Annotated in this window: 25 protein-coding genes; 14 read left to right on the forward strand and 11 right to left on the reverse strand. The window is 64.0% G+C overall.

Going from position 1 to position 24,051, the window contains the following annotated elements:
* Positions 1-6 precede the first annotated feature (6 nt).
* The 3 genes from cimA to ACN2XU_RS08310 all read right to left on the reverse strand — a co-directional run bounded on the left by cimA (position 7) and on the right by ACN2XU_RS08310 (position 3,788).
* Complete coding sequence (cimA, locus tag ACN2XU_RS08300; protein WP_419409953.1) at positions 7-1,629, reverse strand: citramalate synthase; 1,623 nt, start codon at positions 1,627-1,629, stop codon at positions 7-9.
* Between the two features lie 82 nt (positions 1,630-1,711).
* Entirely contained in the window at positions 1,712-3,118 is a 1,407-nt protein-coding gene (cysS, locus tag ACN2XU_RS08305) for a cysteine--tRNA ligase (protein ID WP_419409954.1), read from the reverse strand.
* A gap of 289 nt (positions 3,119-3,407) precedes the next feature.
* The gene (locus tag ACN2XU_RS08310; RefSeq protein ID WP_419409955.1) at positions 3,408-3,788 is read right to left on the reverse strand and encodes a VOC family protein; all 381 of its coding nucleotides are present in this window, start codon (positions 3,786-3,788) and stop codon (positions 3,408-3,410) included.
* Positions 3,789-3,887: 99 nt separating this feature from the next.
* Here ACN2XU_RS08310 and soxR point away from each other — a divergent pair, with 99 nt between their 5' ends.
* Positions 3,888-4,361: a redox-sensitive transcriptional activator SoxR gene (soxR, locus tag ACN2XU_RS08315; RefSeq protein WP_419409956.1), complete on the forward strand. Its 474-nt coding sequence runs from the start codon at positions 3,888-3,890 to the stop codon at positions 4,359-4,361.
* Positions 4,362-4,640: 279 nt separating this feature from the next.
* Here soxR and ACN2XU_RS08320 read toward each other — a convergent pair whose 3' ends face one another.
* The 4 genes from ACN2XU_RS08320 to ACN2XU_RS08335 form a co-directional block, all read right to left on the reverse strand.
* On the reverse strand, positions 4,641-5,150 hold the full coding sequence (locus tag ACN2XU_RS08320) for a bactofilin family protein (protein WP_419409957.1): 510 nt from the start codon (positions 5,148-5,150) through the stop codon (positions 4,641-4,643).
* Entirely contained in the window at positions 5,140-6,453 is a 1,314-nt protein-coding gene (locus tag ACN2XU_RS08325) for a DUF5930 domain-containing protein (RefSeq protein ID WP_419409958.1), read from the reverse strand. The genes ACN2XU_RS08320 and ACN2XU_RS08325 overlap by 11 nt, the downstream gene beginning before the upstream one ends.
* Before the next feature lie 194 nt (positions 6,454-6,647).
* Entirely contained in the window at positions 6,648-7,454 is an 807-nt protein-coding gene (locus tag ACN2XU_RS08330; protein ID WP_419409998.1) for a ferritin-like domain-containing protein, read from the reverse strand.
* 157 nt (positions 7,455-7,611) lie between these two features.
* Positions 7,612-8,061: a peroxiredoxin gene (locus tag ACN2XU_RS08335; protein WP_419409959.1), complete on the reverse strand. Its 450-nt coding sequence runs from the start codon at positions 8,059-8,061 to the stop codon at positions 7,612-7,614.
* An 89-nt stretch (positions 8,062-8,150) separates the two neighbouring features.
* Between ACN2XU_RS08335 and ACN2XU_RS08340 the strand changes: the two genes are divergently transcribed.
* The 5 genes from ACN2XU_RS08340 to lpdA all read left to right on the forward strand — a co-directional run bounded on the left by ACN2XU_RS08340 (position 8,151) and on the right by lpdA (position 16,282).
* Entirely contained in the window at positions 8,151-11,426 is a 3,276-nt protein-coding gene (locus ACN2XU_RS08340; RefSeq protein WP_419409960.1) for a YhdP family protein, read from the forward strand.
* Between the two features lie 48 nt (positions 11,427-11,474).
* On the forward strand, positions 11,475-12,527 hold the full coding sequence (gene queA / locus ACN2XU_RS08345; RefSeq protein WP_419409961.1) for a tRNA preQ1(34) S-adenosylmethionine ribosyltransferase-isomerase QueA: 1,053 nt from the start codon (positions 11,475-11,477) through the stop codon (positions 12,525-12,527).
* A 240-nt stretch (positions 12,528-12,767) separates the two neighbouring features.
* On the forward strand, positions 12,768-14,051 hold the full coding sequence (locus tag ACN2XU_RS08350) for an MFS transporter (RefSeq protein ID WP_419409962.1): 1,284 nt from the start codon (positions 12,768-12,770) through the stop codon (positions 14,049-14,051).
* Between the two features lie 130 nt (positions 14,052-14,181).
* Positions 14,182-14,760: a DUF924 family protein gene (locus ACN2XU_RS08355; RefSeq protein WP_419409963.1), complete on the forward strand. Its 579-nt coding sequence runs from the start codon at positions 14,182-14,184 to the stop codon at positions 14,758-14,760.
* Between the two features lie 127 nt (positions 14,761-14,887).
* A complete protein-coding gene (gene lpdA / locus ACN2XU_RS08360) occupies positions 14,888-16,282 on the forward strand; it encodes a dihydrolipoyl dehydrogenase (RefSeq protein WP_419409964.1) in 1,395 nt (464 codons plus the stop codon).
* 49 nt (positions 16,283-16,331) lie between these two features.
* Here lpdA and ACN2XU_RS08365 read toward each other — a convergent pair whose 3' ends face one another.
* The 4 genes from ACN2XU_RS08365 to ACN2XU_RS08380 all read right to left on the reverse strand — a co-directional run bounded on the left by ACN2XU_RS08365 (position 16,332) and on the right by ACN2XU_RS08380 (position 18,702).
* Complete coding sequence (locus tag ACN2XU_RS08365) at positions 16,332-16,952, reverse strand: VPLPA-CTERM sorting domain-containing protein (protein WP_419409965.1); 621 nt, start codon at positions 16,950-16,952, stop codon at positions 16,332-16,334.
* A 121-nt stretch (positions 16,953-17,073) separates the two neighbouring features.
* A complete protein-coding gene (locus ACN2XU_RS08370; protein ID WP_419409966.1) occupies positions 17,074-17,667 on the reverse strand; it encodes an HD domain-containing protein in 594 nt (197 codons plus the stop codon).
* Between the two features lie 90 nt (positions 17,668-17,757).
* Positions 17,758-18,039, reverse strand: a complete 282-nt coding sequence (locus ACN2XU_RS08375) for a hypothetical protein (RefSeq protein ID WP_419409967.1) — start codon at positions 18,037-18,039, stop codon at positions 17,758-17,760.
* Between the two features lie 9 nt (positions 18,040-18,048).
* The gene (locus tag ACN2XU_RS08380) at positions 18,049-18,702 is read right to left on the reverse strand and encodes an alpha/beta hydrolase (protein ID WP_419409968.1); all 654 of its coding nucleotides are present in this window, start codon (positions 18,700-18,702) and stop codon (positions 18,049-18,051) included.
* 198 nt (positions 18,703-18,900) lie between these two features.
* Here ACN2XU_RS08380 and iscR point away from each other — a divergent pair, with 198 nt between their 5' ends.
* From iscR to ACN2XU_RS08420, 8 genes are all read left to right on the forward strand, one after another.
* A complete protein-coding gene (iscR, locus tag ACN2XU_RS08385; protein WP_419409969.1) occupies positions 18,901-19,365 on the forward strand; it encodes a Fe-S cluster assembly transcriptional regulator IscR in 465 nt (154 codons plus the stop codon).
* A gap of 72 nt (positions 19,366-19,437) precedes the next feature.
* A complete protein-coding gene (locus ACN2XU_RS08390; RefSeq protein ID WP_419409970.1) occupies positions 19,438-20,481 on the forward strand; it encodes a cysteine desulfurase family protein in 1,044 nt (347 codons plus the stop codon).
* A gap of 16 nt (positions 20,482-20,497) precedes the next feature.
* On the forward strand, positions 20,498-22,030 hold the full coding sequence (sufB, locus tag ACN2XU_RS08395) for a Fe-S cluster assembly protein SufB (RefSeq protein ID WP_419409971.1): 1,533 nt from the start codon (positions 20,498-20,500) through the stop codon (positions 22,028-22,030).
* Between the two features lie 70 nt (positions 22,031-22,100).
* Complete coding sequence (locus ACN2XU_RS08400) at positions 22,101-22,292, forward strand: hypothetical protein (protein WP_419409972.1); 192 nt, start codon at positions 22,101-22,103, stop codon at positions 22,290-22,292.
* 1 nt (position 22,293) lies between these two features.
* Positions 22,294-22,443 carry a hypothetical protein gene (locus tag ACN2XU_RS08405; RefSeq protein ID WP_419409973.1) on the forward strand — a complete coding sequence of 50 codons (150 nt, stop codon included), beginning with the start codon at positions 22,294-22,296 and terminating at the stop codon, positions 22,441-22,443.
* Positions 22,443-23,123: an FkbM family methyltransferase gene (locus ACN2XU_RS08410; protein WP_419409974.1), complete on the forward strand. Its 681-nt coding sequence runs from the start codon at positions 22,443-22,445 to the stop codon at positions 23,121-23,123. Before ACN2XU_RS08405 ends, ACN2XU_RS08410 begins: the two co-directional genes overlap by 1 nt.
* Complete coding sequence (locus ACN2XU_RS08415; RefSeq protein WP_419409975.1) at positions 23,120-23,434, forward strand: heavy metal-binding domain-containing protein; 315 nt, start codon at positions 23,120-23,122, stop codon at positions 23,432-23,434. Before ACN2XU_RS08410 ends, ACN2XU_RS08415 begins: the two co-directional genes overlap by 4 nt.
* The gene (locus ACN2XU_RS08420; protein WP_419409976.1) at positions 23,431-24,033 is read left to right on the forward strand and encodes a hypothetical protein; all 603 of its coding nucleotides are present in this window, start codon (positions 23,431-23,433) and stop codon (positions 24,031-24,033) included. The genes ACN2XU_RS08415 and ACN2XU_RS08420 overlap by 4 nt, the downstream gene beginning before the upstream one ends.
* Positions 24,034-24,051: the final 18 nt, after the last annotated feature.

The following is a 24,051-nucleotide window of genomic DNA, read 5'->3' on the forward strand; positions in this document are numbered from 1 at the left end:
GGCCCCTTACGCCGCGCGCGTCCCGGCGTCGCGGACCAGTTTCCAGCGTACCGCATCCAGAAGCGCCTCGAAACTGGCGTCGACTATATTGGCGCTGACGCCCACGGTTGACCAGCGGCGACCCTTGCTGTCCTCGCTGTCGATGGTGACGCGGGTCACGGCCTCGGTGCCGCCCTGGGTGATGCGCACCTTGAAGTCCACGAGGCGCATGTCGTCGATCAGCGCCTGATAACGCCCGAGATCCTTGGCCAGCGCCTTGGACAGCGCGTTGACCGGGCCTCGATCACAGCCCAGCTCGTCCATGGATTCAGAGACCGAGAGCTTTTTTTCGCCGTCGACCTTCACCACCACGACCGCTTCCGAAAGGCTGACCATCTGATTGTACTTGTTCTTGCGGCGCTCCACCGTCACCCGGTAGCGTTTGACCTCGAAGAAATCGGGCAGCGCGCCGAGCTCGTCGCGCGCCAGTAACTCGAAGCTGGCCTGAGCTGTGTCATAGGAATAGCCCTCGGATTCGCGATCCTTGACCCGGTCGAGAATGCGGCCAAGGGCGGGATCACGCTTGTCCACCTCAAGACCCGCCTCGGCCAGCCGCCGCCGCAGGTTGGACTGCCCGGCCTGGTTCGACATCGGGATGATGCGCTCGTTGCCCACGCGCCCCGGCTCGATATGCTCATAGGTCGAAGGGTCCTTGAGGATGGCGCTGGCGTGCAGCCCGGCCTTGTGCGCAAAGGCGCTGGCCCCGACATAGGGCGCCTGCTTCATCGGCACGCGGTTGAGGATGTCGTCGAGCATCCGCGCGGTGCGGGTCAGACCCTTCAGCGCCTGTTTGCTCACGCCGGTCTCGAAACGGCTGGCAAAGGGCTCCTTCAGAAGCAGCGTCGGGATCAGTGAGGTCAGGTTGGCGTTGCCGCAGCGCTCGCCAAGACCGTTGAGCGTGCCCTGCACCTGGCGCGCCCCGGCGAGGATCGCCGCCAGCGAGCCGGCCACGGCGTTGTCCGTGTCATTATGCGTGTGAATCCCCAATCGGTCCCCATCGACCCCGGAGGCGATCACATCCTGCACGATTTGCCCGATTTCATGCGGCAAAGCCCCGCCATTGGTATCGCAAAGCACGACCCAGCGCGCCCCGGCCTCCAGCGCGGCCCGCAGACAGTCCAGCGCATAGCCGGGATTGTCCTTGTAACCGTCAAAGAAATGCTCGGCGTCGAACAGCGCCTCGCGCCCGGAGCCCACCAGATGCGCGACGCTGGCGCGGATGTTCTCGAGGTTCTCCTCCAGCGTCACGCCGAGCGCCTTTGTCACGTGGTAGTCGTGGCTCTTGCCGACAAGGCAGACCGCCCCGGTCCCGGCATTGAGCACCGCCGCCAGCACCTCGTCATTCGCCGCGGAGCGTCCGGCGCGCTTGGTCATGCCAAAGGCCGTCAGGCGCGCTTTGGTCTCGCCGACTTCTTCAAAGAACGCGCTGTCGGTCGGGTTGGCACCGGGCCAGCCGCCTTCGATATAATCGACGCCAAGCGCATCCAGCGCCGCCGCGATGCGCAGCTTCTCGGCGCTGGAGAATTGCACCCCCTGCGTCTGCTGCCCGTCGCGCAGGGTGGTGTCATAGAGATACAGCCGTTCTTTCATGACCACGCCCCTGGTTTCTTCTCTTGGGAAATACTCCGGGGGTGCGGGGGCTGGCCCCCGCTCCGGCATCGGTCAGAAGCGCTCACAGCAGGCCCTCCAGTTTGGCCGCGTCAAAGCCCGCGCCGGGGAGAAGCTCCACGCTCGCCTTGCTCATCCGGACCTCGACCCCGGCGTCAATCAGCGCCGTCTTCAGGCGGTCGACTTCGGAAAAATCCTTGCTTTGCATCGCGGCGGCGCGGACCGCGGCGAGCCGTGTCGCCAGCCCGGAGAGATCGGCCCCGACCACGTCCCAGCCGCCAAGCTCCGGCGTCAGCAGCCCGAGCAGCTGCGCCGATGCAAGCAGGACGCCTTTTTCGATGTGGCAGTCCTTTTGCGGATTGGCGGCAATGTCGCGGGCCATGCGGTGCAGATGCGTCAACGCCCCCGCCGTGTTCAGATCGTCGGCAAGCGTTTCGACCAGCGCCGCATCCGGCCCGACCGGCGTTGCGCCCTCGGTCAGGGCCCGCCACTTGCGGAGGGTCGCCTCGGCTTCGCGCGCCTTTTCGGCGGTCCAGTCCATCGGTTTGCGGTAGTGCGTCGAGAGCATGACGAAGCGGATCACCTCGCCTGGGACGCCGGGCAGACCATCGTGGCCGTCCAGCAGATCGCGCACGGTGAAGAAGTTGCCGAGCGATTTGGACATCTTCTTGCCCTCGACCTGCAGCATTTCATTGTGCAGCCAGACCTGGGCGAAGCCGCCGCCGGGGTGCGCGCAGCAGCTTTGTGCGATTTCGTTCTCGTGGTGCGGGAAAAGCAGGTCATTGCCGCCGCCATGAATGTCGAAACTCTCGCCGAGCAAATCATAGGCCATGGCGGAGCATTCTATGTGCCAGCCGGGGCGGCCGCGTCCCCACGGGCTGTCCCAGCCGGGCAGATCACCCGGGGAGGGCTTCCACAGGACAAAATCCATCGGGTCGCGTTTGTAGGGCGCCACGTCCACGCGCGCTCCGGCGATCATGTCATCGACAGAGCGGCCCGAGAGCGCGCCATAGCCATCGTAGCTGCTGACGGAGAACAGAACGTGGCCTTCGGCGGCATATGCGTGGCCGCGCGCGATCAGGTCTTCGGTCATCGCCACCATCTGCGGAATGTACTGCGTGGCGCGCGGCATGTCGGAGGGTTCCATCACCCCGACCGCGCCCATGTCGTCGAGATACCACTGCGTCGTTTCCGCCGTGATCTCGCCGATGGAGCGGCCGGAGGCCTCGGCCCGCGCGTTGATCTTGTCATCGACGTCGGTGAAATTACGCACGTATCGGACATGTTCGGGGCCGTAGACCTCGCGCAGCAGGCGAAAGAGCACGTCAAAGACAATGGCGGGCCGCGCGTTGCCGAGATGGGCGCGGTCGTAGACCGTTGGCCCGCAGACGTACATCCGCACATTGGACGCATCGAGGGGCGCGAACGTCTCCTTGCGGCGTGTCATCGAATTGGTGAGACGGATCTCCATATCTCGCTCCTCGGATAGGGTCGCGGCGGGCTTAGCAACTTACCATGGAGATTGGAATAGAAGAGAGACCCGCCGACAGATGTCAGTGAGTAATGCAGCAAAGGATGATTGCGGTGCTCTTCATGCCATGCGGCGTAGCATGAAAAACGCGCCTCGGGAAGAGGCGCGTTTGGGTGGCAGGCTCTAGCGATGGTGCGTCCGGAGCGGGCGCGGGCGGCAGGCAAGTCCGGGCCGGGTCCGGACCACATGGCAGTGCATCCGGTCCGGCGCGCCGAGGACCACGAAGAGGTCAGTCATACTGCACCAGTTCGTATTCCACACCGTCGGGGCCGTCGAAGTAGAACCGGCGCCCGGGTTCATAGTCCGCGTGGCTGTGGGTTTCGAACCCCGCCGCTTTCACCCGCGCTTCGGCGGCGTCGAGATCGCTGACCGTGAGGCCGACGTGGTTCAGCCCGCCGACAGGGCTGTAGCGCTCTGCCGCTTGCGTGGCTCCGGGGCCGGGACGGTAGAGGGCGAGGTAGCTGCCGGTGCTGCCGACGTGCACGCTGTAGCCGCCGTGAATGGCCGCGCCCTCCCAACGGATCTTCCATTCAAAAAGATCGCAGAGCAACGCGGCGGTGGCCTTGGGGTCTGCAGTGGTGATGTTGGCGTGTTCGATCGTGGCGGTCATGGCGTGTCTCCTTATGCTTGACTTCACGGAGGGTACGGCTTCAAGTTTGCTTGAAGGCAAGATATAAGTAATGTTTAAATTCAAGGGGTAGCAGGGTGCATGGCTGACAGAATGCGAAAGCAGGGCGCGGCGTTGAGTATCGGTGAGGTCGCGGCGCGCACCGGGCTCTCGGGCTCGGCGATTCGGCATTATGAGAGCGAGGGGCTGGTGTTTCCGGACCGAACGGCCACGGGGCAGCGCCGGTTCGCCCGCGCCGATATCCGACGGCTGTCCTTTGTGTTGATCGCCCAGCAACTGGGATTTTCGCTCGCCGAGATCAAGGCGCAACTGGCCGCTCTGCCGCAGGATCGCGCCCCGACGAAACGGGACTGGGAGCGGATTTCGAAACGGTTCGGGCGGGTTCTGGATGCACGGATTGCCACCATGCAAAGGCTGCGTGACCGCCTGGACGGCTGCATCGGGTGTGGCTGCCTGAGCTTGCAGAGTTGTCATTTGTACAACCCCGAGGACCGGATCGGGCGAAAGGGGCCGGGGCCCGGGTTGGTGACCGTTTCCGGGCGGCGGGGCGGCTGATGGCGGGCGGATTTTGAGTACTTGGGAAGAGAAGAAGAGGGGCGCCTGCGCTGGTCGGTGGCGGCGACAGGCTCAAAGCGTTGTGGGTCGAGACGGACATGCCAGGCGTGGTGGCATCGCGTCGTTCTTCCAATCTCCGCGTGCGCAGGGTCTGTCGTCTTGCCTGCCGGAGGCGTGTGCATCCGGTCATGGCGTTGCCGGGGCAATCGCCAAAAGAAAAGCCGCCCCCGGGGAGGGACGGCTTGCATGGTTTTTCCTGTAGCGCTGTGGCGCGCCGGTTCAGCCCTGCTGCGGGGTCTGAGGCGTTTGTTGCGGTGCGGCGGGTTTCTTGCCGCCGGAGAGCGGATCGTCCTGACGCTGCACGGAGCCTTCGAAGTGGGCGCCGGATTCGATCGCGATGGTCTTGTGGATGATGTCGCCTTCGACGCGCGCGGTGGCAGTCAGGCGGACCTTCAGGCCACGGACGCGGCCGACGATACGGCCATTGACCACCACGTCATCGGCGATCACCTCGCCCTTGATCGTCGCGGTCTCGCCGATGGTCAAAAGGTGGGCGCGGATGTCGCCCTCAACAGTACCTTCGACCTGAATGTCGCCGGTTGTGCGGATGTTGCCGGTGATGTGCAGATCGTTCGACAGCACCGAGGCGGGCGGCTTGGCCTTGGGCGTGACCGGCTTGGTGAAATCGCCTGCCGGAGCGCGGGGCGCATCGGACGGGGCTGCGGGCTTTGCCGCGCCGGTGTCGTCGGCTTTGTTGCCGGGTTCGTTGATTTTGCTTTTAGAAAACATCGTTCGCAGCCTTGATGTAGATCATCGGATTAACGGGTTTGCCGCCGACGCGGACCTCATAGTGAAGATGGGTCCCGGTCGACCGTCCAGTGTTCCCCATATCACCGATCCTTTGCCCGCGCGAGACTCTTTGCCCAACTTTCACGCGAATTTTCGATTGATGGGCATAGCGGGTCTCGATGCCGAACTCATGCTGGATCTTGACGAGGCGGCCATAGCCGGAGGACCAGCCCGCGTGGGTGACGACGCCATCGGCGGTGGCATAGATCGGTGTGCCGTGCGGCGCGGCGAAGTCGGTGCCCGCGTGCAGGCGGCCCCAGCGGTAGCCGAATCCCGAGGTGAAGCGGAAGGGATCCTTGAGCGGCGTGGCAAAGGGGGCCTTTTGCGCGGCGATACGGTAGAGGTTCAACCGGTCCATTTCGCCAAGGATGCGATTGGCGCGCTTGGTGTCTTCCGAGGGTTCCTCGCCGCGGGTGGAGAAGGACAGGGGGGTCAGCGGACCGCCCTGGCCGGAGTAGCCCTCGCGGACCTGGCTCAGGATGCTGTCCGGGTCCATGCCGGCCTTCTCGAACATCTTGTCGAGCGGCTTGACGGAAACGGTCATCGCCTCTTCGAGCTGGCGGAAGATGCGGTCGTTCTTGTCTTCCATCTGTTCGATCTCGGCCTGCATCTCTGCGGCGCGGATCAGGGCGGCCTGTGCATCGGCCACGACCTTGTCGCGCTCGGCGGCGGTCTGGGCGAGGGCCTCCGCGAGGAAGTCCATGGTGCTGTCGCCCTGCGCCCCGTCGGCGGCGGTCTGGGTGTTGCCGGACTGGAGCTGATCTTCGAGGGTGGCGAGGCGACGGGAGACGCTTTCGCGCTCTTTCATGGTGTCGCGCAGGGTGGCCTGGATCACGTCGATCCCGGTGGAGAGCTCGCGACCGCGCGTTTCGCTGTCCAGCAGCTCGCTTTGCATGACGGAAATCTGGCGCAGCGCGGCGTTGAAGCGGTCCTGCGCGGCCAGCGCCTCGGCGGCGCGCTTGTCGCGTTCGGCGCTGAGGGCATTGAGGCGCTGCTGATAGGTGATCTGTTCGCGGCGGGCCTGCTCGCGGAAGTTGCCGGAGCCGATGGAGTCCATCAGCAGGATGGCGGTCGCGACAATCGTCCAGGACACCACGACGGCCGATCCGGCAAAGGCCACGGCCTGAGTTTCGGGCCTGAGGCGAATGAAGCGGGTATCCGTGTCGGACCGAAGAAAGAGCCGACGCTCCGGGAAGAAACGCTCAAGCAGAGCGTGTGTCTTGATGGCCAGACGTGTTCTCACCTGAGCGTCCTTCTGTATCCTGTCCCCATTGCAGGCGGCGGGCTCCCCAGCCCGCGTTCCCACCGCATCGGGCTTACCCAGCCGATCCTGTATCCGCAAGACTTTTGCCCGGATTGATTCGGTTCTGGCAGCGGTCTGTTGCCCAAATGGCAAAAATCCGCCGATATCCAACAGCTTCGGACCTGTTCTTTAGGTCAGGTCTTCTCCGTCAGGGGCCAGTAGAAGTCCGGTGGAAGCCCAGCCTCGGCGCGCTTCTCTTCGTTGAACGGCGGTTTCAAGGGGCCGTGGAAATATTTCCGCACCAGTGCATGAAAGACAACAACCGGGTCCAGGTCGTGGCGCCCGCACAGGAAGTGGAACCACTTTGAGCCATAGGCCACATGGCTGACTTCCTCGGCATAGATGGTTTCGAGCGCGGCGACGGCACTCTTGGCCCCGGCCTTGCGGAAGATCTCGATCATGCCGGGGGTCACGTCGAGGCCGCGGGCCTCCAGCACCATGGGCACCACGGCGAGGCGGCCATGCAGATCGTCCACCGTATCTTCGGCGGCGCGCCACATGCCCGCGTGGGCCGGCAATGCGCCGTAAGAACTGCCCAGCTCTTCGAGGCAGTCGCACATCAGGTTGAAGTGCTTGCTCTCTTCGTCCGCGGCCTTGACCCAATCGTCGTAGTAACCTTGCGGCATCGGGATATGGGCAAAGCGCGGAATGATGTCCCAATGCAGGTCCACGGCATTGAGTTCGATATGCGCCACCGCGTGCAGGAGCGCGATGCGCCCCTGCGGGCTGCCGGGCTTGCGCTTGGGCACATCGCGTGGGTCGAGCAGCTCGGGCTTGGCCGGGCGCGCCGGGCGCAGCGGCGGCGTGGCCCGCCCGACGGCGATGTCCTCACCAGCCTTGCGCGCGGCAAACCAGCGCGCGGCGTAATCGCGGGACTTCGCTGTCTTCTCGCGGCCATCGGCGGTGGTCAGGACGTCCACCGCCATCTCGCAAAGTGTCATCGCCATGGCGCAGCCCTTCTGTTTCTTTGGTCCTTCAATACCTCGGGGGAGCGCCGGAGGCGCGTGGGGGCAGAGCCCCCATGCGCGAGCGAAGCGAGCGCCCGTCGACGCGCCGGGGGCGTTTGTGAAACAAACGTGCCGGGTGCGGCGAAATCCCTCACAGTCCTTTCGCGGCGTCCAGAACCTCTTCGGCGTGGCCAGGCACCTTCACCTTGTGCCAGGCTTTCACCACCGCGCCGCTGCCGTCGATCAGGAAGGTGGAGCGTTCGATGCCCATGAACGTCTTGCCGTACATCGACTTTTCCTTCCAGACACCGAAATCCTCGCAGAGCGTGCCATGTTCATCCGAGATCAGCGGTACGGTCAGGCCCTTTTTCTTCATGAATTTCTCGTGGCTGGCGATGCTGTCCTTGGACACGCCGAAGAGTTTCACGCCAAGTGCGTCGAAGTCGCCTTGCAGAGCGGTGAAGGCCTCGTTCTCCTTGGTGCAGCCGGAGGTGTCGTCGCGCGGGTAAAAGAACAGCACGAAGGGTGTGCCGCTCAGGGCGCTGAGCGAAACCTCGCCATTGGTGGCGGGAAGGGTGAAGTCTGGAGCTGTTTCGGTCATCTCGGGGTGTCTCCTTGCGGCGCTTGCGCTAATGTTGAGGGTAAGAGCAGAGTAGCGCACAAGAATAAACCCCCGAGGCCGCGGTTCCAGTGAAAGACCCCGATCCAGTTCAGAAAAAGAGCCGTGGCCGCCGCCGCAGGCGTGCGCTGGTCTGGGGGGTGCCCGCCCTGTTGCTGGTGATCTTGGCGGTGGCGGCGCTTGCGATGCTCGATCGTCCGGTTGCGGCGCCGGACTGGCTGCGGACGCGGATCGAGGCGCGCATCGACCAGAGCCTGCCCGGCGCGCGGATCGGCTTTGGTCAGATGAGCGTGGCGGTCAGCCGAGCGGGGCAGCCGCGTGTCATCCTTTGGGACGTGGACTTGCGCAACCTGCGCGGCGAGCAGATCGCGGAGCTGTCGGATATCGAGGCCGGTCTGTCGCCGCTGGCCTTGTTGCGCGGAGAGTTGCGGCTGCAGAGCGCGCGGGTCTCCGGCGCTTTTCTGACAATGCAGCGTGACGCGCAGGGCAAATTCGGTCTCGCGCTCGGGGATGTCTTTGCCGCCGGGACCAGGGCGCCGGACATTCCGCAGATCCTGACGCAGATCGACGCTGCCATGGCCGATCCGCGTCTGGCCGGGCTCGATAGCTTCGAGGCCGATGCGCTGACGGTGCGGTATGAGGACATACGCGCGCGGCGCGGCTGGACCGCCGACGGCGGTCGGCTGAGGCTGGTGCGGGAGGCGGGCAAGCTGCAGATTTCCGGCGACGTGGCGGTGCTTGGCGGCGGCAATCGCGTCTCGACCATCGAGGTCAGCGCCGAGAGTCCGATCGGCGCGCCGACGCTGGAGTTCGGATTGCGGCTTCGTGATCTGTGGTCGCGCGACATTGCCACGCAATCCCCGGCGATGGCCTGGATGGATCTTCTTGATGCGCCGATTTCCGGCGCTGTGCGCTCGGGGCTGAATGCCGAGGGCAAGCTGGCGCCGCTCAACGCGACGCTGCAAATTGGTGCGGGGGCCTTGCAGCCGAACCGGGACGTAAAGCCGATCCCCTTTGGCGGCGCCCGCACCTATTTTACCTATGATCCGGACAGCGCGCAGCTGACCTTTGACGAGATTTCCGTGCAATCGGAGCTGTTGGAGGTTGTGGCGGACGGCAAGGCGGTTCTGGAAAACGGGGAAAGCGGCTGGCCGGAGGGGCTGACCGCGCAGGTGTCGGTGCCGCGCGTGTCGGTCGCGGACACGCCGTTGCTGGGCCGGGCGCTGGAGCTTGGCGGCGCGCGGGTCAGTTTCAAACTGGATTTCAACCCGTTCGAGCTGACCCTTGGCAGCCTGCGGCTGACCGATCCATCTCTGCCGCTGCGCGCTTCGGGGCGGCTGAACGCGCTGTCCGAGGGGTGGGACGTGGCCCTGGATGCGCAGTTGGCACAGACCGACAAGGCGCAGATCCTCAGTTTCTGGCCCGAAGAGGTGATCCCGAAAACGCGCAGCTGGGTGTCGGACAACATCCTTGGCGGTCAGGTTCATGATGCCAGCTTTGCGCTGCGCATGGAGCCGGGGCAAAAGCCGGTGCCCTATCTCGATGTGCAATTCGTGGACGGGCGGGTGCGGTACAATCCGTTCCTGCCGGAAATCACCGGCGGCGTCGGGCGGATGACGATCAACGGCAAGCGGCTGGCGCTGCATCTGGAGGCGGGCGAGAGCGATCCGGGGCAAGGCGGGGCGATTGATCTGGCGGGCTCGGAGTTCGTCATTCCCGACATCAATCAGCGCCCCGCTACCGGGGTTGTCACGCTCGCCGCGCAAGGCAGTGTGACGGCTGGACTGGCCTTCATCGACAATGACAGATGGCGGGTCCTGCAAAAGGCGGGGCGCGATCCCGGCATTGCCACGGGACAGGCCACGCTCCGTGGGCAGATTTCGCTGCCGTTGCGCAAGGGCGTGACGCTGCCGGATGTGCAGCTTGGGCTGAGCGGGGTGCTTCGCGATGTCAGAAGCGACAGCCTTGTGCCCCGGCGCAGCCTCAGCGCGGCGCGGCTGGAGATGACGCTGGACCGGGAGGCGGTGACGCTGCGCGGGCCGGTCATGCTCTCCGGGGTGCCGGCCACCGGCGTCTGGCGTCAGCCTCTGGACGGCGGCACGGGCCGGGTGACGGCGGATGTGACGGTGACGGATGACAGCCTGCGCGCGGCGGGCGTCGCGCTGCCTGCGGGCATGGTTTCAGGGAGCGGCCTGGGCAAGCTTGACCTGACGTTGCAAAAGGGCAGCGCGCCGGGCTTCACGGTGACCAGCGATCTGGCGGGACTAGGACTGAGTATTCCGCAGCTTGGCTGGGGCCTTGGGCGCGGGCAGACCGGGCAGTTCCAGATCGCCGGGAGCCTTGGCGTCCCGGTGAGAATCGACGGGATGTCGCTGCGCGGCGGCGGGCTTGAGGCCAATGGCACGCTGGAGCTGTCGGAGGGCGGGGCGTTTCAGGCGCTGCGGCTGTCGCGGCTGCAGGTGGCGGACTGGCTTGACGTGGCGGCGGTGCTGCGCGGACGCGGCCCGGGCCGGGCACCGGCCATCGAGGTCAGCGGCGGGCGCGCGGACATGCGCTCCGCGCCGTTCGGGACATCGGGCGACGCCGGGGGCGGCGGCGCGGCGGGCGGGCCGCTGGCGCTGTCGTTGGACCGGCTGCAGGTCACGGACAGCATCTGGCTCGACGAATTTCGCGGGAATTTCGACACGGCGGGCGGGTTACAAGGCCGGTTTGACGGCCAGCTCGGCGGCAAGGCTCCGGTTCAGGGACAGGTGAGCCCGCAGGGCGGGCGCAGCGCCTTTCGGATCACCGGCGAGGACGCGGGCGACATCCTGAAAGCGGCGGGCATTCTGAAGACGGTGCAGAACGGGACTTTCGCGCTCGATCTGACACCCGTGGCCGGGCAGGTCGGGGCCTATGATGGCCGGATGGTGAGCAAGGGGCCGCGCCTGCGCAACGCCCCGGCGATCGGCGCGCTGCTGGATGCGATTTCCATTGTCGGGCTGCTGGATCAGGCGAACGGACCGGGGATTTTCTTTTCCGAGGTGGATGCGCGCTTCCGGCTGACGCCGTCGACCGTGATCCTGACGGAATCGAGCGCGGTGGGGCCGTCGATGGGGATCTCGATGGACGGGTATTACGATCTGGGCAGCGGGACCATGGACATGCAGGGGGTGTTGTCGCCGATTTACATCCTCAACGGTATCGGACGGCTGATCTCGCGCAAGGGGGAGGGGCTGATCGGGTTCAACTTCAACCTGCGCGGCCCGGTGAGCGGCCCTCGGGTCAGCGTCAATCCGCTGTCGGTGTTCACGCCGGGAATGTTCCGGGACATTTTCCGCCGCCCGCCGCCGCAGGTGGCGCAGTAAGCCAAGCTGCGCTAGAGGGACGCAACACAAGCGATGCCCGAGGTTTCCATGCAACTCTCCGATTTCGATTTCGACCTGCCCGACGCGTTGATCGCCACGCGCCCGGCCAAGCCGCGCTCCTCGGCGCGGCTTCTGGTGGCGACGCCGGAGGCGATTACCGATGCGCATGTGTATGATCTTGTGGACTGGCTGCGGCCCGGCGATCTGCTGGTGCTGAACGACACGCGGGTGATCCCGGCGCGGCTTTCGGGGTGGCGGCGGCGCGCGGGCGCGGCGGGCGCGACCGAGGCGAAGATCGAGGTGACGTTGCTGGAGCCGCGCGCCGATGGCTGCTGGAGCGCGCTGGTCAAACCGCTCAAGAAGGTGAAGGACGGCGAGACAATCGTCTTTTCCGAGGCGATGAGTGCCGTGATAGAAGGGCGCGCCGACGGGCAGGGGCATCTGCGGTTCAACCTGACCGGCGAGGATTTCGATGCGGCGCTGAACGCGGCGGGCGCAATGCCCCTGCCGCCATACATCGCCGCCAAACGCCCCGCCGACGCGCAGGACCGCGAGGATTATCAGACCGTTTGGGCCGAGAAGACCGGCGCGGTGGCGGCGCCGACGGCCTCGCTGCATTTCGATGCGCCGCTGCTGGAGGCGTTGCGCGAAAAGGGCGTGCGCTTTGCCCATGTGACGCTGCATGTGGGGGCGGGGACTTTCCTGCCGGTGAAGGTCGAAGACGTGACCCGGCACAAGATGCACGGCGAATGGGGCGAGGTCTCGGAAGAGGCGGCAGAGGCGATTGCCGAGGTCAAGGCCAGCGGCGGTCGGGTGATACCGGTGGGCACCACGGCGTTGCGGCTGATCGAGACGGCGGCGCGGAGCGGCACGATCCGGCCTTATCGCGATGTGACGGACATCTTTATATACCCCGGTTTCGAATTTCACGTGGCCGATGCGCTGATGACCAATTTCCATCTGCCGAAAAGCACGTTGATGATGCTGGTTTCGGCACTGATGGGACAGGCGCGCATTCGCGAGATCTATGACCACGCGGTGCGGGAACAGTACCGGTTCTTCTCCTACGGGGACGCCTCGCTGTTGCTGCCCAGGGAGTAGCGGTCCGCGCGCGCGGGTGGCTTTTTTGACCCAACAGGGGCGGAAGTCGCAGAGAACCCGGAAAATCACGAAAAATTATCGGTTTTCGGGTAGGTCCGGACCGAAGCATTTGTTAGGCGTCGGTCCGAGAGGCTGCGACTGATCCATGAGCGACACCACTTGGGTCAAAACGGTCGTCCTTGGCAAAGGTCATCAAGACCGGCCGCGATAGGCCGGACACGCGAAGCGAAAGAGACGACCATGATCGACGTTATGAAACACTCCTGGGCGCTACTCCTTGGCATGTTGCTGCTTATGGTGGGCAACGGGCTGCAGGGCTCGCTGCTTGGTGTGCGCGGGGCCGAGGCCGGCTTCAGCGCGGGCACCATGTCCGTGGTCATGTCCGCCTATTTCGCCGGCTTCCTTGTCGCATCGCGCGTCGTGCCGGGAATGATCCGCCGGGTCGGGCACGTCCGGGTCTTTGCCGCGCTGGGCTCCTTCATCTCGGCGGCGCTGATCCTGTTTCCGGCGTTGCAGGACCCGTTTGCCTGGACGGCGGGGCGCGTGGTGCTGGGCTTTTGCTTCTGCGGCGTTTACGTGACGGCGGAAAGCTGGCTCAACAATGCCACGACGAACGAGACCCGCGGGCAGACGCTGTCGGCCTACATGATCGTTCAAATGATCGGAATTATTGTCTCTCAGGCGCTGCTGATCATTCCGGATGTCAGCGGTTTCCTGCTTTTCGTGATCCCTTCTGTTTTGGTTTCTATCTCCTTCGCGCCGATTTTGCTGTCGATCTCGCCGACCCCGGCCTTCGATTCAACCAAGCCGATGACGCTCAAAGAGCTCTATGATGTCTCGCCGCTCGGCATGGTGGGCATGTTCCTGATGGGCGGCGTCTTTGCCGCGCAGTTCGGTATGGCGGCGGTCTATGGCACCCAGGCAGGGCTGACCCTCGGGCAGATATCCATTTTCGTCGCATCTTTTTATGTCGGCGCGCTGGTGATGCAGTACCCGCTTGGCTGGCTGTCGGACCGGATGGATCGACGCAAGCTGATCATGCTGGTCGCGGCCGTGGGCGGCACGGCGGCGGTGGCGGCGATCCTGTCGGGCGGTTTCTTCTGGGCGGTCGTGGGCGCGGCTCTGGTAATTGGCGGATGCGCCAACCCTTTGTATTCGTTGCTGATTGCCTACACGACGGACTTTCTTGAGCCCGACGACATGGCCAGCGCCTCTGCGGGGCTTTTGTTCATCAACGGGGTTGGCGCGATCGCCGGTCCGTTGATCATCGGTTACGCGATGGAGATGGTCGGGCCGGCCGGTTTCTTCATGCTGATCGCGGTGCTTCTGGGTCTGGTGACGCTGTATGCGCTGTACCGGATGACGCGGCGGGCTTCTGTGCCTGTGGACGAAACCGGCACCTATGCCCCGCTCAGCCCAAGCGCGACGCCGGTCTTCATGGAGGCTGCGCAGGAGTATGCCATCGACGCCGCCGAGGAGGCAGAGGCAGAGGACGCGGAGGCGGAACGGGTCGCAAACGGGTAAGCGGGACCAAGGCAAGGTTTTTCCCACTTTCCTTTCGTGTCACCTGTGACAAAAATCGTGATTGTTCCTGCGTCAAAGGGGACGTTAACAATTTTGCAACTGGTGTGCGCGCGATTTTGGAGGAGTACCGATGGCAACGCCCGAAAAGATTCTGGCATTCTGGCTCGACGAGGTCGGTCCGGATGGCTGGTACAAGCAGGAGGAGGCGTTGGACCAAGACATTCGCGACCGCTTTCTGGACGCCTGGCAAAGCGCGATGAATGGGCGCTTTGGGCTGTGGCTGACCTACCCGAGCGGCACGCTGGCCTATATCGTGTTGCTCGATCAATTTTCCCGCAACATGTTCCGCGAGGATGCCAAGGCATTCAGCGCGGATGCGGTTTCGCTGGCCGCAGCCAAACAGGCGATCCATCGCGGTTGGGATATGAAGATCGACGAACCGGCGCGGCAGTTCTTCTACCTGCCGTTGATGCACTCGGAGAACCTGTGTGATCAGGACCGTTGTGTGCGTCTGATGAAGGAGCGGCTGCCGAACGGGCCGGACAATCTGCTGCACGCGCGGGTCCACCGTGAGGTGATCCGCCGATTTGGCCGGTTCCCTTACCGCAATGCAGCGCTTGGCCGGACCAATACCGCCGCCGAGCAGGCGTTTCTGGACGGCGGCGGCTATGGCGAGATCCTGCGCGAGATGCAGGCGGTCGCCGCCTGAAAGCCGTTGCCTTGACGATGTGATGAGACGCCCCGGTTTTCGCCGGGGCGTTTGTCGTTCGTGCTGCGTTGCCCCGCCGCGGGCCATGCGCTAGCCTCTGCCGACGACAGCAGGCGGGGAGGGCCGGATGAGCGCATCGAGCTTTGACATGATCGTGATCGGGGCAGGGCCTGGGGGCTATGTGGCGGCGATCCGTGGCGCGCAACTGGGGCTTCGGGTCTGCGTGATAGAGCGCGAGCACCTCGGCGGTATCTGCCTGAATTGGGGCTGTATTCCGACCAAGGCGCTGCTGCGCTCGTCAGAGATCTTTCACTACATGAAGCGCGCCGGGGAATACGGTCTGAGCGCGGAGGGCATCGGGTTCGATCTTGACGCGGTGGTGAAGCGCTCTCGCGGTGTGGCAAAGCAGTTGAACTCCGGCGTTGGCCATTTGCTGAAGAAGAACAAGGTCACGGTGGTGATGGGCGCGGCGCGCCTGACCGCGCCGGGGCGTGTGACGGTCAGCACGGACAAGGGCGAGCAGGCGCTCGACGCCCCGGCGATCGTGCTGGCCACGGGCGCGCGGGCGCGCACGCTTCCGGGGCTGGAGGCGGATGGCGATCTGGTCTGGACCTACAAGCATGCGTTGCAACCGCCGCGCATGCCCAAACGGCTCCTGGTGATCGGTTCGGGCGCCATCGGCATCGAGTTCGCCAGCTTTTACGGCACGCTCGGGGCAGAAGTCACGGTGGTCGAGGTGATGGATCGCATCCTGCCGGTGGAGGATGCGGAGATCAGCGCCTTTGCGAAAAAGCAGTTTGAGAAGCAGGGCATGGACATCCGCGAGGGCTGCTCCGTGACACAGCTTGATCGCGGCAAGGGGCAGGTTGTGGCGCATCTTGAAAAAGATGGGAAAACCTCAAAAGAGATCTTTGATACTGTGATTTCCGCCGTGGGAATTGTCGGAAATGTGGAAGACCTTGGGCTTGAAGATCTGGGCGTTCGGATCGAGCGGACACATGTTGTGACGGACCCCATGTGCCGGACGGGCGTGGACGGGCTTTACGCCATTGGCGATGTGGCAGGGGCGCCCTGGCTTGCGCATAAGGCCAGCCATGAGGGCGTCATGGTCGCAGAGATGATTGCCGGAAGACATCCACACGCGGTTGACCCCAAGAGCATCGCGGGCTGCACCTATTGTCACCCACAGGTTGCAAGCGTGGGTCTGACGGAGGCGCAGGCCAAGGCCGAAGGCTATGACATAAAGGTCGGGCGGTTCCCCTTTATGGGCAATGGCAAGGCGATTGCGCTCGGCGAGCCGGAGGGGTTGATCAAGACGATATTCGATGCCGAGACCGGCGCGCTTCTGGGGGCGCATATGGTGGGCGCGGAGGTGACGGAATTGATCCAGGGTTACGTGGTCGGACGGCAGCTTGAGACCACGGAAGAAGACTTGATGAACACAGTCTTTCCGCATCCGACACTGTCGGAGATGATGCACGAAAGCGTGCTGGACGCCTTTGACCGGGCGATCCACTTCTGACTGGCCGGGGGAGACGAGGCCGCCGAAGAGGTGGCGGCCTCATTTACAGTCAGCTGGTCTTTTTGCGGCGGCGCAGACCAACCGCGCCGAGGCCAGCGAGAAGCAAAAGGCCCGACGCTGGGAGCGGAACCGCCGAGATGGGGGCGCCGCTGACGGAATAGGCGAAGTTCTCCACGCCGACATCCCAGGCATCATCGCCCCATTGGAAGATCAGCCCGCCAACCGCAGAGAAGCCCGGCGCGAAAGACAAGTGGGCGCCGGTGTTTGGGGCGACGCCAGAGCCGTTGCCGATGACGTTCCAGCCCAGATCGTACACAGTCCAGGATGCGGATTCATCAGCGCTCCAGCCGCCCATGTCAAAGCTGTCGAGCGTGACGGTTTCGGAGGCTGTCTGCGCTTCGATGCGGATCTCGCCGCGCGCGCCGTTGTTGGACGCCCATGCCGCGCCATCGAGATCGCCGTAGCCGGTGCCCCAATACTGCAAGGTGCCGGACGTTGCCACGTTGCCAATGCCGGACAGACCTCGATAGGACAGGTCAGCCCAGCCGTTGTCGCCATAGCTATCAGCGATTACCCCTGAGCCAGTGAAGTCGAGGACGAAGGACGCGGCACTTGCGGTGATCGTCGATGCAAGCAGGATTGGAGTCGCGAAAGAGAGAATTTTGTACATCGTGCATACCTCAAATTAAAAAATTATCTCGGAATGCCCGGTATTATGCCACGACTCTTCGGGAAATCCAAATACACATCGACGCCGCGCATTGCGGGCGGCGGTATGGGGTGGCGGCGGCTTACAAGAGCTTTTTGAAGAAGGCTGCGGCACGTGGGCTCAACCAGGACCAAAGCCTGGGCGCGCCCCGCTCGATCTTTGCTCCGACGCGGGCCTCGAATGTGTCGAAACTGACTTTGTAGTCGACCCATGAGCCACCACCATTGGCGAGGTTCAGGTTCGGCGGCACGAAACGGTCGAGCGATTTGGCAAAGCGGGCTTCGGCGGTTTCGTTGGCTTCGAATTCGTCCCAAAGCGCGCGGAACGCGGCGGCCTGATCCCCGGGCAGCATTCCGAAAAGTCGGGTGGCGGCGGCCTGTTCCTGGGCTTCGATAGCGGCGGCATCGTGATCGCCGAACACCGGCGCGTCGCCCGCGTCGATCTCCACGAGGTCGTGCAGCAGGAGCATGGCGACGACCTTGCCCGTGTCGATGTCTTTCGGAGCGTGTTCCGCGAGGGTGAGGGCGAAGAGCGCGGCGTGCCAGCTGTGTTCCGCTGAGTTTTCTTGCCGAGAGCCATCGGCGAGCCTTGTGGCGCGCACAACGGACTTGAGCCGGTCGGCCTCCATGAGGAAGGCCATTTGAGCGGTGAGGCGGTCTTGGGCAGCATCGGTCATGGACGTGGTGTGACCGATGGCGTTGCAAAGGGCAAGATACCAGAGTGACCCTGGCAGTCCGTCCAAAGGTCCGTTTGCGGGGCTTGCCGGTCAGAGGTGTTCGTTGTCCGAGCCGGGCGCTAGCGCCTCTGGCAGTGCCTCGCCCTTTTTCTTGGCCTCAAGCGCGGCCCGGACGTGCTCTGTCAGGAAGGTTCGTCCGCGCCGCTCCGCTAGCCGGATGCGGATGGAGGTGAGGTAGGCCTCTTCCGCAGATTGCGAAGAGGCCCCGAGCACCTTGGCCACCTGTTCATACAGGCGGTCGTCGTCGAGGGCGTCCATGGCCTTGATCGTGTCGGCGGCCAGTTTGTCGGCGAGGTCTTCGAGAACGCCCATGGTGTTTGCTCAGCGGGTGGTTTCGGTCAGGCGACGTTTGACGTAGCCGGTGACATTGCCGATCATCGTATCCATGTGCGGCTCTTCGAAGAAGTGGCCGGACCCATCGATCTCATCGTGGGTGATGGTGATGCCCTTTTGCTCGTGCAGCTTGTTCACCAATGCGCGAGTGTCGGCGGGCGGTGCCACCTTGTCCGCGGTGCCGTTGATGATCAACCCCGAGGAGGGGCAGGGCGCGAGGAAGGAGAAGTCGTACATGTTCGCCGGGGGCGACACGGAAACAAAGCCGGTGATCTCCGGCCGCCGCATCAGCAGTTGCATGCCGATCCACGCCCCGAAGGAGAAGCCAGCGACCCAGCAATGCTTGGAGTTCTGGTTCATCGACTGCAGGTAATCGAGCGCCGAGGCGGCATCGCTGAGCTCGCCCACGCCCTGATCGTATTCGCCCTGCGACCGTCCCACGCCACGGAAATTGAAGCGCAGCACCGTGAAGCCCATTTTGTAAAAGGCGTAGTGCAGGTTGTAGACGACCTTGTTGTTCATCGTCCCGCCGAACTGCGGATGCGGGTGCAGAACGATGGCGATCGGCGCGTCACGGTCTTTTTGGGGGTGGTAGCGGCCTTCGAGGCGGCCTTCGGGTCCGGGAAAGATGACCTCGGGCATAGGGCGGGTTTTCCTTTTTCGACACAGCTGAATTGTTGACTAATTCGCTATGCCATCTTAGAAGCGTTCTAAATATATGCCCGTGTTTACTGCGATGGTAAACGCCGGGTGTGGATCGGGCTGGACTGCAGATAGGCAATTGCCGCGCCGAGGTCAATTGGAATGGCCCGGGAGCCGGTGTCATGGAGGATGAAAGCCGTGAAACTGAGTACAAAAGGCCGCTATGCCATGGTTGCCTTGACCGATATTGCGCTGCAGCCCAGCGGGACGCTTGTCACGCTGGGGGATATTTCGCGGCGGCAAGACATCTCCCTGCCCTATCTTGAACAGCTGTTTGTCAAGCTGCGTCGCGCGGGATTGGTGGAATCGGTGCGCGGGCCGGGTGGCGGATACCGGCTTGCCAAGCCTTTGGACGGGATCCGGGTGGTTGATGTGCTGGCTGCTGTGGATGAGACGGTGGATGCGATGCAGAAGGGCGCGGGGGCCTCTGGCGCGGCGTCCGGCTCCAAGGCGCAGTCGCTTTCGAACCGGCTGTGGCAGAGCCTCTCGGCGCAGGTGTATGTTTATCTGCACCAGACGCGCTTGTCGGATGTGGTGGAGAACACGCTTGCGCCATGTCCTGCGGTGCCCTCGATCTTCGCGGTTGTCGATGATGACAAGTGAAACAGCGTGTAGGGCGGGGCTGTGCCCCGCACGCCCTTTGCGAATATTTGCCAACAAGACGCAGGGGGCACAGTGAGCCGGGTCTATCTTGACTGGAACGCCACGACGCCTTTACGGCCCGAGGCTCGCGAGGCGATGATTGCCGCGATGGATGTCGTCGGGAACCCGTCCTCCGTGCATGCCGAGGGGCGCGCGGCCAAGGCGCTCGTCGAGAAGGCGCGCGGGCAGGTGGCGTCGGCCTTTGGCGCGGATGGTGCCGATGTGGTCTTTGTCTCCAGTGCAACGGAGGCGGCGGCACTGGCCTGTGCCGGGCGCGGACTTGTCGGGGCAGATATCGAACATGACGCCGTGGCCGCCTGGATCGAGGCGACTTTGCCCGTCGATGGCAACGGCGCCGTCAGCGTGGCCGACCCGGCGCGCACGGTGCTACAGGCGGCCAATTCCGAGACCGGAGTGATTCAGGCACTTCCCGAGGGGCTGGCAGTGGTGGATGCCACGCAGGCCTTCGGCAAGCTGCCCTTTGCTTTCAACTGGACGGGGTGCACCATGGCGATGATTTCGGCGCATAAGCTCGGCGGTCCGAAAGGGGTTGGCGCGCTCGTGATGAAGCGCGGCACGGATGTCGCGGCGCGGATCAGGGGCGGCGGGCAGGAGATGGGCCGCCGCAGCGGCACCGAGAATGTGATCGGCATCGCCGGGTTTGGCGCGGCTGCGGAGGCAGCGGCACGGGATCTGGCGGACGGGATCTGGGAGCCAGTGGCGGAATTTAGAAATATTCTAGAAAAGGCTCTTGAGGCTGCGGCGAAAGAGACTATTTTTGTCGGGAAATATGCGGGGCGACTCCCCGGCACGTCGTGTTTCGCTTTGCCCGGCTGGAAGGGCGAGACGCAGGTGATGCAGATGGACCTGGCCGGCTTTGCCATAAGCGCGGGCAGCGCCTGTTCGTCGGGCAAAGTCCGGGCAAGCCGGGTTCTGCGTGCGATGGGATATGACGACGATGTGGCGTCCAGCGCCATTCGGGTGAGCCTTGGGCCATCCACCACGAAAGAACAGGTCCTGCGTTTTGCAGATGCTTGGGCCGCAAAGTACCAAAGGCACCGTGCGCGGAGCGCCTGACCGAGAGGAAACGCGAATGACAGCTATGGATGATGTGACCGTCAAGGACGGTGTCGATCAGGAAACCGTGGACGCGGTGAAGTCCGTCGGCACCTACAAGCACGGCTGGAATACCGAGATCGAAATGGAATACGCCCCCAAGGGGCTGTCCGAGGATATCGTCAGGCTGATTTCCGGCAAGAACGAAGAGCCGGAGTGGATGACCGAATGGCGTCTGGCGGCCTTTGCGCGCTGGAAGCAGATGAAAGAGCCCGACTGGGCGATGGTCGAGTATCCGGAAATCGATTTCCAGGAACAGTATTACTACGCGCGTCCCGCGTCGATGACGGAAAAGCCGAAGTCGCTTGACGACGTTGATCCCAAGCTTCTGGAAACCTATCAGAAACTGGGCATTCCGCTGAAGGAGCAGATGGTCCTTGCCGGGGTCGAGGGCGCCGATGGCGCGCCCGCCGAGGCCAAGGAAGGCGAGCGCCGGGTCGCGGTGGATGCGGTCTTTGACAGCGTGTCCGTGGGCACGACCTTCCAGAAAGAACTGAAAGAGGCGGGGGTGATCTTCTGCTCGATCTCCGAGGCGATCCGCGAGCATCCCGAGCTGGTGAAGAAGTATCTCGGCTCCGTGGTTCCGGTGTCGGACAACTTCTATGCGACGCTGAACAGCGCGGTCTTCTCCGACGGCTCGTTTGTCTACGTCCCGCCGGGCGTGCGCTGCCCGATGGAGCTGTCGACCTATTTCCGCATCAACGCCGAGAACACCGGCCAGTTCGAGCGGACGCTGATCATCGCGGACAAGGGCTCTTACGTCTCCTATCTCGAAGGGTGTACCGCGCCGCAGCGCGATACCGCGCAGCTTCACGCGGCCGTGGTGGAGATCATCATCGAGGAAGATGCCGAGGTGAAATACTCGACCGTTCAGAACTGGTATCCCGGTGATGAGAACGGCAAGGGCGGCATCTACAACTTTGTCACCAAGCGTGCCGATTGCCGGGGCGACCGGGCCAAGGTGATGTGGACGCAGGTGGAGACCGGCTCTGCGGTGACGTGGAAATATCCGAGCTGCATCCTGCGCGGGGAGGAAAGCCAGGGCGAGTTCTATTCGATCGCGATTGCCAACAACCATCAGCAGGCCGACACCGGCACCAAGATGGTTCACCTTGGCAAGAACACCAAGTCGCGCATCGTCTCCAAGGGGATCAGCGCGGGCGTGGCGCAGAACACCTATCGCGGCCTTGTGTCGATGCACCCGAAGGCGAAGAATTCGCGCAACTATACGCAGTGCGACTCGCTTCTGATCGGCGACAAGTGCGGGGCGCATACGGTTCCGTATATCGAGGTGAAGAATAATTCATCGCGGGTGGAGCACGAGGCGACGACGTCCAAGGTGGACGACGATCAGCTGTTCTACTGCCGCCAGCGTGGCATGGACGAGGAAGAGGCCGTGGCGTTGGTCGTCAACGGGTTCTGCCGCGACGTGCTGCAGGCGCTGCCGATGGAATTCGCCATGGAGGCGCAGCAGCTTGTTGCGATTTCTCTCGAAGGGTCCGTGGGCTGATACCGAGCCGGGGTGCGGGGCATAGCCCCGCCCTACGCAAGCGGATCGCCACCTGACAATGGAGCGCGCAGTGTTCGTCGAAGCCATCAATCAAACCGTTGGTGTCGGGGCCGGGGTTTTCCTTGGCACGCTGATCGGCTTTGGCCTGCGCGCGCGGTCGGGCAAGAGCCAGGGCCTCATCCAGGGGTCGGTGTGGAAGACCGCCGTTCTCGCGGGAATGCTCGCGTGGCTTCTGGCCGCTGTTCTGAAGATGGTGCTTTGAGATGGTGCGGGCGATCGTGCTGACCTCTTTGCTGATGGACCTGTCCCGCGCCTTGTTCTCGGCGCTGCCCCGGGGGCTGAGCCGCGTGTCCGGTGTCTTTGGCGGTCGCAGCAGCCACGCTGCCCGGCCCGTGACGACGCGGGGGCTGTGATGGAGCAGGTTCACGCGCAGATCGACGGCCACGCCGTCATCTTTCACCTCAATGCCGAGGGCTGCCCCATTCAGGGACGGCACCGGGTGGGCAAGTTCTATGAACGGGCCGATCTCGACCGGGTGGCCGGGGCGATGGGGCAGGGCGCGCATGTGATCGACGTGGGCGCCAACGTGGGCAATCACGCGCTCTATTTCGCAACGCTCATGGGCGCGGCCAAGGTGATCTGCATCGAGCCGAACCCGAAGGCGATCGAAGCCTTGCGCGCGAATGTGACGGGCAACGGGCTTGGCGATGTGATCGACCTTTCGGCGCTTGGCGTTGGTCTCTCGGATCGGGCCGAGGGCGGATATGCGGTGCACGAACGCGGACGCAACCTTGGGGCGGCGCAGCTGCGCAAGGGCGGCGCGATCGACGTGCATCGGGGTGATGATCTGTTCGCGTCCGAGCGCGTCGATTTGATCAAGATCGACGTGGAAGGTATGGAAATGCTTGTACTATCCGGGTTCAGAAAGACCATCGCCGCGCAGCGTCCGGCGCTGTTCATCGAGGTCGATACGGCCAACGGGGACGCCTTCCATGCGTGGTGCGCCGCGCAGAATTACGCCGTGACATTTGAATCGCGGCACCAGAAAGCCAATGTCAATTACTTCGCACTATCGAAGGGAGCCGAGGCATGATCCTGACCACCACGCATTCCGTCGAAGGTTACAAGATCACCGATTACAAAGGCATCGTTGTGGGCGAGGCGATCATGGGCGCGAACGTCGTGCGCGATTTCTTTGCCGGGATCACCGATATCGTCGGCGGGCGGTCTGGCGCGTATGAATCGAAGCTGCAGGATGCGCGCGACACGGCCATGCACGAACTTGAACGTCGGGCGGCGCAGCTCGGCGCGACGGCGGTCGTCGGCATCGACCTCGATTATGAAGTCGTTGGCGACAGCATGTTGATGGTCAGCGCGTCAGGCACTGCGGTGGTGCTCGGGTGACGGTGCAGGCCATCATACCGCGCCCCGAGTTGACCATGCCGGAGGCCGAGGCGGCGCTGCTTCGCGCGGCCTATGAGGAGGCTGATGTCATCCTCGAATACGGCTCGGGCGGGTCCACGGTGATGGCGTCCGAAATGGCCGGCAAGACCGTGTTCGCGGTCGAGTCGGACAAAGACTGGGCGCAGATGATGCGCGGTTATCTGGCCAGTACCCCGCCGGTCGCGGGAACAGAGGTCGATGTGATCTGGTCCGACATCGGGGCCACGAAGGAATGGGGCCATCCGGTCGATCACAGCGAATTTCAGCGCTTTCCGCGCTATGCGCTGGAGGTCTGGGGGCTGCCGGAGTTTCGCCAGCCCGATGTCATTCTGGTGGATGGCCGGTTCCGTCAGGCCTGTGCACTCAGTGCGGCTTTCATGGCGCAGAAACCTGTGCGCGTGCTGTTCGACGACTATGTGCAGCGCAAACATTACCACAAGGTCGAGGAGATCCTCGGACCGCCAAATATCACTGGGCGCATGGCCGAATTCCATGTGACCCCGAAACCCATTCCGCCGGAGCGGCTGCTCTGGCTGGTCAATTTCATGCTGCGGCCCTGAGCCGCGCGAAACAGGACG

It is taken from the genome of Pacificoceanicola niger, from assembly GCF_048553275.1.
Classification (GTDB): domain Bacteria; phylum Pseudomonadota; class Alphaproteobacteria; order Rhodobacterales; family Rhodobacteraceae; genus Pacificoceanicola.

What these genes read in the sequence shown, in the direction of transcription:
- cimA (WP_419409953.1), bottom strand. Translation starts at nt 1,629, where the DNA reads ATGAAAGAACGGCTGTATCTCTATGACACCACCCTGCGCGACGGGCAG.
- cysS (WP_419409954.1), bottom strand. Translation starts at nt 3,118, where the DNA reads ATGGAGATCCGTCTCACCAATTCGATGACACGCCGCAAGGAGACGTTC.
- ACN2XU_RS08310 (WP_419409955.1), bottom strand. Translation starts at nt 3,788, where the DNA reads ATGACCGCCACGATCGAACACGCCAACATCACCACTGCAGACCCCAAG.
- soxR (WP_419409956.1), top strand. Translation starts at nt 3,888, where the DNA reads ATGGCTGACAGAATGCGAAAGCAGGGCGCGGCGTTGAGTATCGGTGAG.
- ACN2XU_RS08320 (WP_419409957.1), bottom strand. Translation starts at nt 5,150, where the DNA reads ATGTTTTCTAAAAGCAAAATCAACGAACCCGGCAACAAAGCCGACGAC.
- ACN2XU_RS08330 (WP_419409998.1), bottom strand. Translation starts at nt 7,454, where the DNA reads ATGACACTTTGCGAGATGGCGGTGGACGTCCTGACCACCGCCGATGGC.
- ACN2XU_RS08335 (WP_419409959.1), bottom strand. Translation starts at nt 8,061, where the DNA reads ATGACCGAAACAGCTCCAGACTTCACCCTTCCCGCCACCAATGGCGAG.
- queA (WP_419409961.1), top strand. Translation starts at nt 11,475, where the DNA reads ATGCAACTCTCCGATTTCGATTTCGACCTGCCCGACGCGTTGATCGCC.
- ACN2XU_RS08350 (WP_419409962.1), top strand. Translation starts at nt 12,768, where the DNA reads ATGATCGACGTTATGAAACACTCCTGGGCGCTACTCCTTGGCATGTTG.
- ACN2XU_RS08355 (WP_419409963.1), top strand. Translation starts at nt 14,182, where the DNA reads ATGGCAACGCCCGAAAAGATTCTGGCATTCTGGCTCGACGAGGTCGGT.
- lpdA (WP_419409964.1), top strand. Translation starts at nt 14,888, where the DNA reads ATGAGCGCATCGAGCTTTGACATGATCGTGATCGGGGCAGGGCCTGGG.
- ACN2XU_RS08365 (WP_419409965.1), bottom strand. Translation starts at nt 16,952, where the DNA reads ATGTACAAAATTCTCTCTTTCGCGACTCCAATCCTGCTTGCATCGACG.
- ACN2XU_RS08370 (WP_419409966.1), bottom strand. Translation starts at nt 17,667, where the DNA reads ATGACCGATGCTGCCCAAGACCGCCTCACCGCTCAAATGGCCTTCCTC.
- ACN2XU_RS08375 (WP_419409967.1), bottom strand. Translation starts at nt 18,039, where the DNA reads ATGGGCGTTCTCGAAGACCTCGCCGACAAACTGGCCGCCGACACGATC.
- ACN2XU_RS08380 (WP_419409968.1), bottom strand. Translation starts at nt 18,702, where the DNA reads ATGCCCGAGGTCATCTTTCCCGGACCCGAAGGCCGCCTCGAAGGCCGC.
- sufB (WP_419409971.1), top strand. Translation starts at nt 20,498, where the DNA reads ATGACAGCTATGGATGATGTGACCGTCAAGGACGGTGTCGATCAGGAA.
- ACN2XU_RS08405 (WP_419409973.1), top strand. Translation starts at nt 22,294, where the DNA reads ATGGTGCGGGCGATCGTGCTGACCTCTTTGCTGATGGACCTGTCCCGC.
- ACN2XU_RS08410 (WP_419409974.1), top strand. Translation starts at nt 22,443, where the DNA reads ATGGAGCAGGTTCACGCGCAGATCGACGGCCACGCCGTCATCTTTCAC.
- ACN2XU_RS08415 (WP_419409975.1), top strand. Translation starts at nt 23,120, where the DNA reads ATGATCCTGACCACCACGCATTCCGTCGAAGGTTACAAGATCACCGAT.